Source organism: Mycobacterium sp. E1386 (assembly GCF_001672745.1).
Taxonomy (GTDB): domain Bacteria; phylum Actinomycetota; class Actinomycetes; order Mycobacteriales; family Mycobacteriaceae; genus Mycobacterium.
Genome location: NZ_LZKH01000124.1, coordinates 1 through 13,161, shown reverse-complemented (window position 1 = coordinate 13,161; position 13,161 = coordinate 1). Strand labels below are relative to the sequence as shown.

General features: G+C 66.7%; 15 protein-coding genes. 6 read left to right on the top strand and 9 right to left on the bottom strand.

Going from position 1 to position 13,161, the window contains the following annotated elements; genetic code table 11:
- Positions 1 to 5 precede the first annotated feature (5 nt).
- Entirely contained in the window at positions 6 to 1,226 is a 1,221-nt protein-coding gene (locus A5709_RS13450; RefSeq protein ID WP_068120335.1) for a sensor histidine kinase, read from the bottom strand.
- Positions 1,227 to 1,339: 113 nt separating this feature from the next.
- Between A5709_RS13450 and A5709_RS13445 the strand changes: the two genes are divergently transcribed.
- Positions 1,340 to 1,993: a response regulator transcription factor gene (locus tag A5709_RS13445; RefSeq protein ID WP_067948553.1), complete on the top strand. Its 654-nt coding sequence runs from the start codon at positions 1,340 to 1,342 to the stop codon at positions 1,991 to 1,993.
- Here the strand turns inward: A5709_RS13445 and A5709_RS13440 are convergent.
- The 3 genes from A5709_RS13440 to A5709_RS13430 all read right to left on the bottom strand — a co-directional run bounded on the left by A5709_RS13440 (position 1,986) and on the right by A5709_RS13430 (position 5,076).
- Positions 1,986 to 2,900, bottom strand: a complete 915-nt coding sequence (locus A5709_RS13440) for a thiamine pyrophosphate-dependent enzyme (RefSeq protein WP_068120320.1) — start codon at positions 2,898 to 2,900, stop codon at positions 1,986 to 1,988. The genes A5709_RS13445 and A5709_RS13440 overlap by 8 nt on opposite strands.
- A gap of 157 nt (positions 2,901 to 3,057) precedes the next feature.
- A complete protein-coding gene (gene meaB, locus A5709_RS13435; protein WP_067948557.1) occupies positions 3,058 to 3,936 on the bottom strand; it encodes a methylmalonyl Co-A mutase-associated GTPase MeaB in 879 nt (292 codons plus the stop codon).
- Positions 3,937 to 5,076: a thiolase family protein gene (locus A5709_RS13430; RefSeq protein ID WP_067948666.1), complete on the bottom strand. Its 1,140-nt coding sequence runs from the start codon at positions 5,074 to 5,076 to the stop codon at positions 3,937 to 3,939.
- Between the two features lie 197 nt (positions 5,077 to 5,273).
- On the opposite strand from A5709_RS13430, the gene A5709_RS13425 reads away from it, so the two are divergent.
- Positions 5,274 to 6,143, top strand: a complete 870-nt coding sequence (locus A5709_RS13425; protein ID WP_068120318.1) for a proline iminopeptidase-family hydrolase — start codon at positions 5,274 to 5,276, stop codon at positions 6,141 to 6,143.
- Positions 6,144 to 6,150: 7 nt separating this feature from the next.
- Here A5709_RS13425 and A5709_RS13420 read toward each other — a convergent pair whose 3' ends face one another.
- The 4 genes from A5709_RS13420 to A5709_RS13405 are packed head-to-tail and all read right to left on the bottom strand — an operon-like array spanning position 6,151 to position 10,337.
- Positions 6,151 to 6,918, bottom strand: coding sequence for an enoyl-CoA hydratase/isomerase family protein (locus tag A5709_RS13420; RefSeq protein WP_067948560.1), 768 nt, complete (start codon positions 6,916 to 6,918; stop codon positions 6,151 to 6,153).
- A 57-nt stretch (positions 6,919 to 6,975) separates the two neighbouring features.
- Positions 6,976 to 8,064 (bottom strand): acyl-CoA dehydrogenase family protein, encoded by a 1,089-nt coding sequence (locus A5709_RS13415; protein WP_068120316.1) that lies wholly within the window; start codon positions 8,062 to 8,064, stop codon positions 6,976 to 6,978.
- Positions 8,051 to 8,956 carry an acyl-CoA dehydrogenase family protein gene (locus tag A5709_RS13410; protein WP_068120334.1) on the bottom strand — a complete coding sequence of 302 codons (906 nt, stop codon included), beginning with the start codon at positions 8,954 to 8,956 and terminating at the stop codon, positions 8,051 to 8,053. The genes A5709_RS13415 and A5709_RS13410 overlap by 14 nt, the downstream gene beginning before the upstream one ends.
- Positions 8,934 to 10,337, bottom strand: a complete 1,404-nt coding sequence (locus A5709_RS13405; protein WP_068120313.1) for a class I adenylate-forming enzyme family protein — start codon at positions 10,335 to 10,337, stop codon at positions 8,934 to 8,936. Before A5709_RS13405 ends, A5709_RS13410 begins: the two co-directional genes overlap by 23 nt.
- A gap of 123 nt (positions 10,338 to 10,460) precedes the next feature.
- On the opposite strand from A5709_RS13405, the gene A5709_RS13400 reads away from it, so the two are divergent.
- From A5709_RS13400 to A5709_RS13390, 3 genes are read left to right on the top strand one after another with little or no spacing between them, the layout of a single operon-like run.
- Positions 10,461 to 10,796 carry a 2Fe-2S iron-sulfur cluster-binding protein gene (locus A5709_RS13400; RefSeq protein ID WP_067948669.1) on the top strand — a complete coding sequence of 112 codons (336 nt, stop codon included), beginning with the start codon at positions 10,461 to 10,463 and terminating at the stop codon, positions 10,794 to 10,796.
- Positions 10,797 to 10,817: 21 nt separating this feature from the next.
- Entirely contained in the window at positions 10,818 to 11,132 is a 315-nt protein-coding gene (locus tag A5709_RS13395) for a DUF4286 family protein (protein WP_068120311.1), read from the top strand.
- A 5-nt stretch (positions 11,133 to 11,137) separates the two neighbouring features.
- On the top strand, positions 11,138 to 12,403 hold the full coding sequence (locus tag A5709_RS13390; protein ID WP_068009857.1) for an amidohydrolase family protein: 1,266 nt from the start codon (positions 11,138 to 11,140) through the stop codon (positions 12,401 to 12,403).
- A 155-nt stretch (positions 12,404 to 12,558) separates the two neighbouring features.
- Here the strand turns inward: A5709_RS13390 and A5709_RS28430 are convergent, their stop codons facing one another.
- A complete protein-coding gene (locus A5709_RS28430) occupies positions 12,559 to 12,906 on the bottom strand; it encodes a hypothetical protein (RefSeq protein ID WP_369827323.1) in 348 nt (115 codons plus the stop codon).
- Between A5709_RS28430 and A5709_RS13380 the strand changes: the two genes are divergently transcribed.
- The coding region (locus A5709_RS13380) for a carboxymuconolactone decarboxylase family protein (RefSeq protein ID WP_197520138.1) at positions 12,793 to 13,161 on the top strand (369 nt) is incomplete at its 3' end. The genes A5709_RS28430 and A5709_RS13380 overlap by 114 nt on opposite strands.

Genomic DNA, 13,161 nt, shown 5'->3' with positions numbered 1-13,161 from the left:
TTGCGCTATTTCGTGATCGGCAGCTCGACGCAGATGTGAGTCCCGACCGGGACATCGAGGGACACGAACTCACCCCCGGCGGCGTCCACGCGCGCCCGGTGCGACGCCAACCCGATGTGTCCCTCGCCGAGGCGGCGGGCCACGGTCCCGACGTCGAACCCCACCCCATCATCGACCACGTGCAGGACGCATCGGTCGTCGGTGATCCCGAGCATGACCGAAGCACTGCGAGCCCGGGAATGCTGCACGACGTTGGACAGCAATTCGCGCACCACACCGAACACGATCGGGTCGATCGCATTGCGAATCAGGTAATCGATGTCGGTGGAGATCTCGATGCCCGAACGCTGGGCGCTAATTACGGCCAGCTGCTGGACGGCGGCCGCCAGGCCGACCTGCTCGAGGACGGCGGGATGCAGTTCGAAAGTCGCCTCCCGCAGGCGTTCCGACGCCATCTGAAGACCGGTGAGCGCCCGCCCGACACGCTCATCGCCGGGCAATTCCGCGCCCAACTCGACGAGTTCTTGGCGCACCGCCAAAATGTCCTGCAGCGGCCCGTCGTGAAGGGATTCCGAGATCCGCCGCTGCTCGACATCGGACGCGGTCATCGTTTGAGCGAGCAACTCCTCACGCAATGTGCTCAGGCCCGCGACCGATCGCACGTGTCGCTCCTCCATCCGGACGACGACGAATGCCGTGACGCACAGAAAGCCGTAGAGCCCGAGCAGAAATACCGTGCTCGGCCAGTGCCCCGGACTCATCAGCACTCGGTCATGAATGCCGGCAATGGCGAAGCCGACGAGCGTGAAGGTGAGCACCACCGCCGCACGGCGCGACGACACATCCACGCCCACCAACACCGGCAGCAGCACCATGATCAACAGCGGAAGGATCCCCAGGGCGGACAGCAATTGAAAGCCGGTCAACGCGACCACATCGAGGATGGTGAAAGTAAACGGCTCCAGCCGACCGACCCCGGCCGAGCCGCCCAACCCGACCCATCGGCGCACGGGGGTGAACGCCAGCACGAACGCACAGAGCGCAACGAATGCGTAGGCGGCGACGAGAGCGCTTTGCTGCGGCCATTCCGACCGCGGGGTGTCGACAACCATGGCGGCAACCATCAGGCCCACCACACAGATCCGGAGCACCGAAACGATTCGGTACGAGCGCAACTGGTGGACCCTGCGCACCCGATCCAGTTCTGTGTCGCTGCTATCCGCCATCCGATCACCGTAATAATCCACGTCGGAACCGCCGAAGCAAACCGGGATATTCGCCATCAGATTGTCCGGAATTTGAGAACGACGCACTTGAGCGGACCGCTACACTCGTCGCCATGGCCGGGCCGGCAACGCCAGAAAAGGTGCGGGTGGTTGTCGGTGACGACCATCCGCTGTTTCGCGAGGGCGTAGTGCGCGCGCTTTCGTCGAGCGGTTCGGTGCACGTCGTCGGCGAGGCAGAGGACGGCGCGGCGGCGCTGGAACTGATCAAGGAGCACCGGCCCGACATCGCCCTGCTCGACTACCGCATGCCCGGCATGGACGGTGGACAGGTGGCGGCGGCGGTGCGGAGCCAGGAATTGCCGACCCGCGTGCTGCTGATCTCGGCGCACGACGAGCCCGCCATCGTGTACCAGGCGCTGCAGCAGGGCGCAGCCGGGTTCGTGCTCAAGGACTCGACCCGCAGCGAAATCGTCAAGGCCGTGCTCGACTGCGCGCAGGGCCGCGACGTGGTGGCACCGGCTCTGGTGGGGGGCCTGACCGCGGAGATCCGGCACCGGGCGGAGCCGACGGGTCCCGTGCTCAGCGCGCGGGAACGCGAGGTGCTCAACCGGATTGCGCGTGGCCAAAGCATCCCGGTGATCGCGGGTGAGCTGTACGTGGCTCCGTCGACGGTCAAAACCCACGTGCAACGCCTGTACGAGAAGCTCGGCGTCAGCGATCGCGCAGCCGCCGTAGCCGAGGCGATGCGGCAAGGTCTGCTCAGCTAGCGGCCGACCTGGGGTCGGGCCCGCCGACCGACGCCGGCCCATTCGCCCGTCGCAGCGCGTTCGCGAAGGCCGCGGCCTCAGCCACCAGCCGGCGAGCCCGGTGTTCCACCTCGGTGAGGTGTACGGCGCTCACCCCGGCACGGGTCAGCTGCCGCTTGGCGCAAACCAACGGATCGACCGCGGCGGGGTGGTTGGTCCGGAAGGTCACGGCTTCCACCATCGCAGGACCGCCGCCGGCGCTCGCTCGTTCCAACGCTTCGGTGACCGAGTCATGCACGGCCCCAACGCTGTTGCCATCCACCGACAGCACGGGCAAGCCGTGGTGCTCGCGCGGGCCCCGTCGCACGCCGGACGCGTCACGGATGTTTTCGACAACGAACACCACGGGAAGCCGCCACGACAGCGCGATCCGCGCGGCCGACTTGAACTCGGCGGAGCTCACGGCGTCGTCCTCGATGACGCACAGGGTCACCCTGCCGTCACCGGCATGCCGCTGCGCATAGGCATCGCCCAACGCGAACAAGATCGACTGCCGCACCGGGTCCGTGGTGGCGAACAACTGCTTCCATTCCGTCACGAACGGGCTTTCCTTCGCGCCGCCGGCCGCGGCCCGGCTCGCGGCGATCATCTCGGCGATGGCGGGACCCAGCGGAAGGGCGAGGCCGACCCGTCGGGCGTGCTCGAAGTGGTGGACCGCGGTGCTCATGACGTCGCCGGGTCGAAGCGCCGCGACGGCACCGACCGCCACGGCCTCTTGGCCGAAGGCGGCCGCCGTCGTCCCGTTGAGCAAACCGTCGATGCGCCGCTCTTCCAGCGCCATGTCCAGCAGCCGCATAACCCACATCCGGCGGTACAGCTCCAGCTGTTCACCGACGTTTACGGCCGACAGTTCGGGGGTGCGAGCCATGTGCGGGTCTCCTAACTGGTCCTGGTTGGCGGCGTCGCGGTGACCGCCGTGTTGTACACAAGATCAACGTAGGGAGATCGACGCGGCCGGACCTCCGCCGATCGGCCCGCAAAGGGGATGAATCCCGGTTCCCCCAATCGGGGGACAAGAAGGATTGTCAGTCCTGCGAACCGTCGGTCGGTGACAGCAACTGCTCGGCCGCCGAGTAGGGGTCCTGGTCGCCGTCGACGACCGTTTCGGCCAGTCGGTCGAGATCCGGCCGGCTCCGCAACCGGGTTTGCGCCAGCGACAGGATCTGCGCGCGGGCGCGGGCCAGTCGGCGGGCACGACTGTCGGCGCGGTGGTGGGCCTCGATGGCCGCCATCAACTCCGCAATGCCCTCGCCGCGAGCGGCGATGAGGCTGACGATCGGGGCATCAGTCTCCTCCCGCAGATCCCGCACGGTCCGCTCGGCACCTTCGCGGTCGGCCTTGTTGACCACCACGATGTCGGCGACTTCGAGCACCCCCGCCTTCGCGGCCTGAATCGCGTCGCCCGCACCGGGATTGAGGATGACGACGGTGGGGTCGGCGACCGCGGCAATCTCGATCTCGGATTGCCCCACCCCCACGGTCTCCAGCAGGACGACCTGGTAACCGATCGCCCCCAGCAGCCGGATGGCCGCGGGGACCGCGGCGGCCAGCCCCCCGACATGACCGCGTGTCGCGACCGACCTGATCAACACGTCGGAGTCGTTGATGTGCGCGGCCATTCGTATCCGGTCGCCCAACAGAGCACCACCGCTGAACGGCGACGACGGGTCCACCGCCAACACCGCCACCCGGTCCCCCCGCTCGCGGTATGCGCCGACCAGCGCGGCGATCGTCGTGGACTTGCCCGCACCCGGCGGCCCGGTGATGCCGATAACGCTCACCGATGCGGGTCCGATGCCGGCCAGCACCTCGTCGCGGCGCTCGCCCTCGACGAGAGAAAGTAGCCGACCCACCGCGCGCGGAGATCCGTTGCGCGCGCCGGCGATCAAGTCGGCGATCTCCATTTAGGGAGCGGGGACCTCGATGACGGTGGCAGACCCCATGCCGCCGCCCGCGCACATGGCCGCGACCGCGATTCCGCCACCACGGCTACGCAATTCGTGGATCAGCGTGACGATCATCCTGGCTCCCGTCGCCGCCACCGGATGGCCCAGCGAGCATCCGCTGCCGCTGACATTGACCTTGTCCGGGTCCAGATCGAGCAGCTTGACAGTGGCCACGCACATTGCGGCAAAGGCCTCGTTGATCTCGAACAGGTCCACATCCGAGACCGAAAGGCCAGCGCGGGCAAGAGCTTTCGGGATAGCCTCCACCGGCGCCAAACCTGTGATCGCCGGGTCCACCCCGACCGACGCCCAGGACCGCACCATGGCGAGCGCCGGTAACCCGAGCTCGTCGCTCGCGATCGTCAACACCGCCGCGCCGTCGTTGGCGCCGCAGGCATTCCCGGCGGTGATGGAAAAGCCCTCGATTTCGGGATGCAGCGGCTTGAGCGCGGCCAGCTTTTCCATGGTGGTGTCCCGGCGCGGGTGTTCGTCGACGGCGAACAGGCCGTGCGGCGTTTCGATCGGGACGATCTCTTCTTTGAAGCGCCCCTCGTCGATCGCGGCGATGGCATTGCGGTGCGACCGCAGCGCCCACGCATCCATCTCTTCGCGGCTCACGCCGGCTTTGACCGCGGCGTTCCAGCCGACCGTGATCGACATGTCGAGGTTCGGCGCCTCGGGACTGTCCGGATGGGTCGGGGGAAACCAGTCGGCCCATTCACCGTCCACCTGCATCCGGGCTCGTGGGGACGTGGAGGCGGAGTTCACACCGCCGGCGATGACGAGCCGATCCATCCCGGCACGCACGCTTGCCGCCGCGCTCTGCACCGCCGCCTGCCCGGCCGCGCAGTGGCGATTGTTCGCGAGACCCGGCACCTGGGTCAGGCCGGCCGTGATGGCCGCATGCCGTGCGATCACGCCGCCGCCGTAGAGCCCCTCCCCCAGGATCACGTCGTCAACCTGCGCCGGGTCCAGGTCCTGCACCGCTTCGGAGACCACGTGGTGCGCGAGGTCAAAGGCGCTGGTGTCGCGCAACGTGCCCTTGCGGGCGGTGCCAATGGGAGTGCGACGGGCGGACACGATGACGGCTTCGGGCACGGTCTTCTCCACTTCGGCGAGAGCGTGGCGAGTGCTCGAGAGCCCCCGCAGCTTATGAGAACACTATTCTCTCATTGCGAGAGTCAGCGTTGCAAGCAGCTCTGGACTCGCGATCAGAGACAAAATCGCATATACCGGCATCGCAGGATGCGGTTTTGCGTCTGCTCGCGAGCGGAACCCGGGAGGCATCGTCGGCAATGGAGGGAACGATCGCGGTCCCGGGCGGCAGCGCGTGGTTCAAGCGTGTCGGTGGTGGAGCGGGGCTTCCCCTGCTAGTGGTGCACGGCGGTCCCGGCCTGCCCCACACCTATCTGCGTTCGCTGGAGCGGTTGGCCGACGAGCGCGAAGTCATCTACTGGGATCAGCTTGGGTGCGGCAAGTCCGAGCGCCCGTCGAACCCCGAACTGTGGACCATGCAACGGTCGGTGGCCGAAATGGATGCCGTCGTAGCGGGCCTCGGCCTCAACCGTTTCCACATCTTCGGCAACTCGTGGGGCGGGATGATGGCGCAGCAGTACGTGCTCGACGTGCCGTCGGGGGCGGCCACTCTCACCATTTCGAACAGCATCGCGTCCATACCGCAGTTCTCGGAGATGGTGGCCCGGTTGAAGGCCAAGCTCGATCCGGCGGTCCAGTCCGCGATCGACCGCCACGAAGCCGCCGGAACGACGTACACGGCCGAATATCAGAATGCCATCCGCACCTGGAACGAAACCTACCTGTGCCGCGTACGCCCATGGCCCCCAGAGCTTTTGGAAGCCTTCGCGAACATGGGTGCCGATATCTTCGAGACGATGTTCGGCCCGAGCGACTTTCACATCGTCGGGACGATCAGGGACTGGGACGTGTTCGACCGGTTGGCCGCGATCACATTGCCCACGCTCATCCTCGCGGGCAGGTTCGACGAATGCGTGCCCGAACACATGTGGGACATGCACCGGCGCATCGCCGGCTCACGGTTCGTGTTCTTTGAGGAGAGCGCTCACATGCCCTTCATCGAGGAGCCGGCCAAGTTCGACTCCGTGATGCGTGACTTTCTGCGCCAACATGACTCGCCGCGAGCGTGACCGGCGATCAGTTCTTGCCCGCCGCCAGCTTGGTGACGATCGACCGGAAGTCTTCGGTGAGGAACGACTGGCTCTCGGCGGAGAGCGCGTAGTCGAGGCTGGCCAACACCGCCCGCTCCAGATGGATATTGAGCACCCGCTTGGTGCTTTCGACCGCCTGCTGGGGCAGCTCCAAAATCTTTTTGGCGCAGGCGATCGCGTCCGCAACGGGGTCGGCCGCCACGTGGTTGGCCAGGCCGAGCTCCACTGCGCGCTGCGCGCTGATGCGGGTGCCCGTCAACGCGAACTCCTTGGCCAGCAGCAGGCTGATGTGCAACGGCCAGGTCAGCGGGCCGCCGTCAGCGGCCACCAGCCCCACCTGAACGTGTGGATCGGCGAGGTAGGCCTCTTCGGCGATGTAGACGATGTCGCTCAGCGCCACCAGGCTGCAGCCCAGCCCGACGGCCGGGCCGTTGACCGCGGCCACCACGGGAATTCTGCACCGTGCCATGCCCAGCACAATCTCGCGCCCGTCCCGAATTGTCTTGGCGCGCAGCTCGGCATCGGTCGACAGCTCCTTGAGATACGAGAAATCACCGCCGGCCGAAAAAGCCCTGCCGGCCCCGGTAATCACCGCCGCGCGAGCCGCGGGGTCGTCGGTCAATCGCTGCCACAGTCTGGCGAGCCCGACGTGCAGATCGTCGTTGACCGAATTGAGCGACTCCGGCCGGTTCAAGGTGATGATCCGCAGCGGCCCGTCGGCTTGGACGTCGATTTCGGCAGGCATGTCGTACATGTCAGGCTCCTTCTCTGGTCGTGACCCGCTTCACCCGGGCTTCGCCCGCGCTCGCGATCACTCCGACAATCCCAAGATGCGTGAAGCAATGATGTTCTTTTGTATCTGCGATGTCCCGCCCATCACGCTCTGCGCGCGGCTGTACAGATAGGCGCTGAGCAGGTCCGCATCGCGGGTGCCGGTGACCGCCAGCGCGGCATGGCCGACGGATTGCTCGACCCAGGTCATCAGCAGCTTGTCGAGCGACCCTTCGGGCCCGTGCGAGAGCCCGTCGAGCTGCTCCGACAACCGCCGACGGACATGATGGGTCAGCATCTCCGACTGCACCGCAGCCCAGGCGAGCTCCTCGGGAACCGGGCCATCGGTGCGGGCGTACAGGCTTCGCACCAGCTTGCCGTACCGGGCGGCGTAACCGAGCGTGGACGGCTCGCGCTCGTGCCCGACCACGGTCATGGCGACCGCCCACCCGTCACCGGGCGCGCCGACCATCCTGTCGGCCGGCACCTGGGCGCCGTCGAAGAACACCTGACCGAATTCGTTGGTCACCCCGTTGATCATGCGCAGTGGGAGCTGTTGCACGCCAGGTTGTTTCATCTCCAGTACGAACGCCGACAGGCCGCGGTGGCGTTTGGCCTCTGGGTCGGTGCGGGCCAGCAGAAGGCACCAGTCCGCGACGTCGGAGTAGCTGGTCCAGATCTTGTGCCCGTTCACCACATAGGTGTCTCCTTCGAGCCGAGCGGTGGTGGTGAGCGAGGCCAGGTCGGAGCCGGCGCCCGGTTCACTGAAACCCTGACACCAGCGCTCGGTGCCGTTGATGATGCCGGGCAGGAACCGTTGTCGCACTTCGTCGTTGGCATGACGGCCGATCCCGTAGATCAGGTAGCCGACGCTTGGCCGTGGCGGGGCGCCGGCCCGAGCGAGTTCCTCGTCAACGATGACGTCATATACGGGCGGCAACTCCTGTCCGCCGTATTCGCGGGGGAACGACAACCCGAAGAAGCCCTCCCGGTACAGCGCCTGGTGCCATTCCGCCTGACGGGCCCAATACTCGTCGCCGGATCCGGAGAACTCCTTGGCGTGCACGGAAAGCCAGGACCTGAGCCGCTCCCGGAAGGCGGCTTCGTCTGGCGAGTCACGAAAGTCCAAGATCGATCTCCTTCAAGGCGACGGGCCACAGCTCGGTCGATGTCAGGGCACGGCGCAGGTAGACGTGCACCAGGCAGTCCCAGGTGTTGCCGATGCCACCGTGCACCTGAATCGCCGTCTCGCAAACGGTTCTCGCGGCGCGCGCGCAGTAGACCTTGGCGACCTGCGCGGCGCGGACGGCTTCGGCGGGCGGCAGCTCGTCGACCGCCCACGCGGCGTGCCGCGACACGCTGATCGAACCTTCGATCAGCGCAAGGCTTTCGGCGAGCAGGTGGGCGACCGCCTGATAGGAGCCGATCTGCTTGCCGTATTGCTCCCGGATTTTGGCGTAGTCGCACGCGACCGCATGGGCGCCCCGCGCGACGCCTACCAGGTCCGCCGTCGTGGTAACCAGCGCGAGCGCCCGCCATTGCTCCGCCACGCCGGCGGAGACGTCGCCCAGTGTCGCCGCCGTTTCCGCGATTGTGGCATCGGCCCGCGTCAAATCCGCGCCGCCGGTCAAGTCCCGCACATCGGCGGCGAGGACCCGCCCGCCCGAAAGGCTCAGGGCCCGCCGGGCGCCGCGCGCGTCGACGGCGCGATCTGCGACCGCGATCGTCGCGCCGGCTCTGTCGGCATCGACGCGGCAGGCGAGATCATCGGCGAGCACCGGGCCGAGAAAAGGTGTGTCGACCAGCCGGCGTCCGAATTCCTCAGCGACAATGGCGACTTCGACGCCCGAGGCGCCGTCCGACCGCAGCGACCGCCAGCCGGTCCCGACGAGTTGCTTGTCCAGGCGCGCAATGCGGCTTTGGTCGTCGAGGTCCTGGACCGCCGAGGGCCCAAGGTCGTCGGCCAGCTTAGCGGCGGCGTCGCGCAATTGCTGTTGTTCAGCTGTCAGACGTACATCCATAGCGCTCCTTTAGGACTCGGCGCAATACCTTGCCCGACGGCAGGCGCGGAATATCGGGCACGAACACCACCCGGCTCAGGTGTTTGTAGGAAGCCAGCCGTTGGTCGACCCGGGCGGTGAGTTCGGCGGCGTCGACGGGTGCGCATGTCGCGACCGCGGCGACGACCGCTTCCCCGTTTATTCCGTCGGGTACGCCGAACACCGCGCAGTCTTTGACGGCAGGATGGCCGTGCAGCACCGTCTCGATTTCGGCGGGCGCAACCTGAAAGCCGCGCACCTTGATCATTTCTTTGAGGCGGTCGGTGATTCGCAGCCAGCCTGCGGTGTCGATCCACCCGACGTCGCCGGTCCGGTACCAGCCATCGCGAATAACCTCGGCGGTCGCTTCGGCCGGTAGGTAGCCGGCCATCAGCGACGAAGACCGGGCCTGAATCTCACCGATCTCCCCGGGGGAGACCGGTTCGCCCGTCTCGGGCGAGACCACCCGCAGGTCGACGCCCGGCACTGGCCGCCCGACAGCGTCCAACCGGGCGCCCTCGATCGGATTGCACGCGATGACAGGCAATTCCGTGGTCCCATACGCCGGCACCCAGCCGACGCCGGTGCGGCGGGTCACGGCCTCCGCGACGTCGGCACTGACCGGGGTCGCCCCCCACATGATGTAGCGCAGTGAGGACAGCTCGTAGGACTCGAGCCTGGGATGTGAGGCGATGGCCAGCGCGATGGGCGCGACCGCCATTTCGATTGTGATGCGGTCGCTTTCGATGTGATGCAGCATCCGGTCGATGTCGAACCGGGGATGTAGCCGCACGCGGGCGCCGGTGCGCAGCGCCGTGAGAACGTTGAGCAGTCCCAGGATGTGCGACAGCGGCGTGGCGATTTGGATCCGGTCGCGTGGCGTCAGCCGCAGCGCTTCGCGCCAGTGCCGCACGGCCTCTCCCAGCGCCGCGTGGGTGTGCCGGACCGCCTTGGGCAGGCCGGTGGTGCCGGAGCTGAAGACCAGCACGGCGTCCGACGGTGGCGGTGGCTGCCCGGCCAATGGCTCCCCCGCTGCGACCGGCTCGTCGAGGTGCAGCATCGGCATCATGCCGGCCAACACCGGATGATCCCCGACGGCATGGGCTGGTTCCGTCAGCCCCAGTGCGTGATCGACCTCGTCACGCTTCCATGCCGGGCTGATGAGTACCGCCGTCGCCCCCAGCCGCCAAATCCCAAGCACAGCGGCGACGAATTCCGGCCGGTTGGACGCCATCAGCGCGACCCGCTGACCGGCTGTGACACCACTCTTGGCCAGGTTCGCGGCCCAGCCGTCGGCCAGCGCGTCGAGCTGGGGCAGGCTCAGTCGCCGGTCTTCGAACACGACCGCGGCCGGCTCGGGCACGTCCCGTCCTTCCCTGACAGGCCGGGCTGACCTGACATCCGCGCACACTTGAGAAGATCCTATCGCTCTGTGAGAATAGTATTCTCTATAGTGAAGAATGCAAGTACGGGAGGGGCGGTGACGATGACAGTCACCCGAAGCATCGAGGAGACCCCACGGGTGACAGATCCGTCAAACGGCTCCGGGGCGGGAACGGTGACCATCCACATGGACCGCAAGAAGGTCTCGGTGCCGCTGGTCCCCGGCGAGACGCTCCTGCAGAGCGCGCGGCGGGCCGGACTGGAGCCGCCGTTCAGTTGCGAGGCGGGCAACTGCGGCACGTGCATGGCCAAGCTCGAAGAGGGCCACGCGACCATGCGGGTCAACGACGCTCTCGACGATGACGAGGTCGCCGAGGGCTACATTCTGACGTGCCAGGGCGTGCCTGACACGGATTCGGTCACGGTGCGCTACGAGTAGCGCCCGAAGAAAGGTGGCGACATGGCCAAGGGAATCATGTACGTCGAGAGCCGGCCCAGTTCGCCTGAGCGCGAACAGGAATACAACACCTGGTACGACGAAGTACACATACCCGAACTGCTCGCGCTCGACGGAATCGTCGCGGCTCGCCGGCTGCGCCCGATCGACGGGCAGGGCCCCTATGTCGCCATCTACGAACTCGAAGGCGATGATTTGCAAACGATCTTGGACAACATGGTTGCCAACGCCGGGCAGCTGAACATGTCCGACGCCCTGCAGCTGGATCCCGCGCCCATCCCTCGGTTGTTCGAGACGACCAGCGAGCGGAGCCGCTAAGCGTCATGAACGTCGATGACCTGATCCTGGTGAGCATCGACGACCATGTGGTCGAGCCGCCGGACATGTTCCTGCGCCACGTACCCGCCAAGTACAAGGCAGAGGCACCGATCGTCGTGGTCGACGACAAGGGCATCGACCAGTGGATGTACCAGGGCAGGCCGCAGGGTGTGAGCGGGCTCAACGCGGTGGTGTCGTGGCCGCCCGACGAATGGGGTCGCGACCCGGCCGGTTTCGCCGAAATGCGCCCGGGCGTCTACGACGTCCATGAACGCGTCCGGGATATGAACCGCAACGGCATCCTGGCCTCGATGTGCTTCCCCACCTTCACCGGCTTCTCCGCGCGTCACCTCAACATGCACCGCGAGGAGGCGACCCTGGTGATGGTCTCGGCATACAACGACTGGCACATCGACGAGTGGGCCGGCTCTTACCCGGATCGATTCATTCCGATCGCCATCCTGCCGACGTGGAACCCGGAGGCGATGTGCGCCGAAATCCGCCGGGTGGCAGCCAAGGGCTGCCGGGCGGTGACCATGCCGGAACTGCCGCACCTGGAAGGACTTCCGAGCTATCACGACGACGAGTACTGGGGACCGGTGTTCCGCACGCTGTCCGAGCAGAACGTGGTGATGTGCCTGCACATCGGCACCGGATTCGGGGCGATCAGCATGGCCCCCGACGCGCCGATCGACAACCTGATCATCCTGGCCACCCAGGTCTCGGCGATGTGCGCGCAGGACCTGCTCTGGGGACCCGCCATGCGCAAGTACCCCGACCTGAAATTCGCGTTCTCCGAAGGCGGCATCGGCTGGATCCCCTTCTATTTGGACCGCAGCGACCGCCACTACACCAATCAGAAATGGCTGCGCCGCGACTTCGGGGACAAGCTGCCCAGCGAGGTCTTCCGCGAACACTCGCTGGCCTGTTATGTCACCGACAAGACTTCGTTGAAGCTGCGTCACGAGATCGGCATCGACATCATCGCCTGGGAATGTGACTACCCGCACTCGGACTGCTTCTGGCCGGACGCGCCGGAGCAGGTGCTGGCGGAGCTGAATGCCGCCGGTGCCGACGACAATGACATCAACAAGATCACCTGGGGCAACGCCTGCCGGTTCTTCACTTGGAATCCGTTCGCGCGAACGCCCCGCGAGCGGGCAACCGTGAAAGCGTTGCGCGCCAATGCGGTTGACGTGGACGTGTCGATCCGGTCGCGCGCCGAGTGGGCCCGGCGCTATCAGGAGAAGCAACTCGCCAAGCTGCCGTAGGGCGGCCCAGGCATGTCAACACGAGCGTGAAACCAACTTCACGGCCGAGTGCGAACGTGAAAGCAGTTTCACGTTCGGCGCGCGAGCGTATCTGTGGAGCACTGCAGTGATTTCGAGTTCGTCGCCGACTCGCTGCAGGTCCATCACTGCGAAACCTAACGCGGTGCTGGGCCTGGCAGCGGCGCGCTCCCAGGCGGAGGAGCGAGGCCCCAGGTCTGGAAGGCCATGGCCAACATGGTGTATGTGCCGACGACGAAGATCAATTCCATCGCGGCGTGGGTATCGAGTGCGGCGACCAGCCGCTCCCAGATCCCGCCGTCAACACGACCGTCGCTGAGCAGTTCGTCCGTCGCCTCCAGCACAAGCAAGTCGGCGCCGGAGAACCCCTCATTGCCTTCGGCGAGCCTCGCGATGTCCTCCTCCGGTACGCCGCTGTCGATCGCCAGTCTGGTGTGCTGCTGGGTATTCCGGGGGACAGGGTGCCGCGTGCCGGTTCGGGACACGCCATGGACCCGCTGAAATTCGACATCATCGGTCTGCTTGCTCGCCACCCCGAGATGGCTCGAGCCTTTCTGACCTTCAACGGCTTCCTGCTGCGGCGGGGCGAGCTGTCGCCGCGCCTGCGTGAGTTGGCGATCCTGCGTGTCGCCAACACCCGCCGCTCGGCCTTCTTCTGGGGCGAGCACACCAGACTGGCGATCGACAGCGGCGTACCGGAGGAGGACATCGCGAGGCTCGCCGAAGGCAATGAGGGGTTC

What these genes read in the sequence shown, in the direction of transcription:
- meaB (WP_067948557.1), bottom strand. Translation starts at nt 3,936, where the DNA reads ATGGAGATCGCCGACTTGATCGCCGGCGCGCGCAACGGATCTCCGCGC.
- A5709_RS13390 (WP_068009857.1), top strand. Translation starts at nt 11,138, where the DNA reads ATGAACGTCGATGACCTGATCCTGGTGAGCATCGACGACCATGTGGTC.
- A5709_RS13425 (WP_068120318.1), top strand. Translation starts at nt 5,274, where the DNA reads ATGGAGGGAACGATCGCGGTCCCGGGCGGCAGCGCGTGGTTCAAGCGT.
- A5709_RS13410 (WP_068120334.1), bottom strand. Translation starts at nt 8,956, where the DNA reads ATGGATGTACGTCTGACAGCTGAACAACAGCAATTGCGCGACGCCGCC.
- A5709_RS13445 (WP_067948553.1), top strand. Translation starts at nt 1,340, where the DNA reads ATGGCCGGGCCGGCAACGCCAGAAAAGGTGCGGGTGGTTGTCGGTGAC.
- A5709_RS13395 (WP_068120311.1), top strand. Translation starts at nt 10,818, where the DNA reads ATGGCCAAGGGAATCATGTACGTCGAGAGCCGGCCCAGTTCGCCTGAG.
- A5709_RS13420 (WP_067948560.1), bottom strand. Translation starts at nt 6,918, where the DNA reads ATGTACGACATGCCTGCCGAAATCGACGTCCAAGCCGACGGGCCGCTG.
- A5709_RS13400 (WP_067948669.1), top strand. Translation starts at nt 10,461, where the DNA reads ATGACAGTCACCCGAAGCATCGAGGAGACCCCACGGGTGACAGATCCG.
- A5709_RS13450 (WP_068120335.1), bottom strand. Translation starts at nt 1,226, where the DNA reads ATGGCGGATAGCAGCGACACAGAACTGGATCGGGTGCGCAGGGTCCAC.
- A5709_RS13440 (WP_068120320.1), bottom strand. Translation starts at nt 2,900, where the DNA reads ATGGCTCGCACCCCCGAACTGTCGGCCGTAAACGTCGGTGAACAGCTG.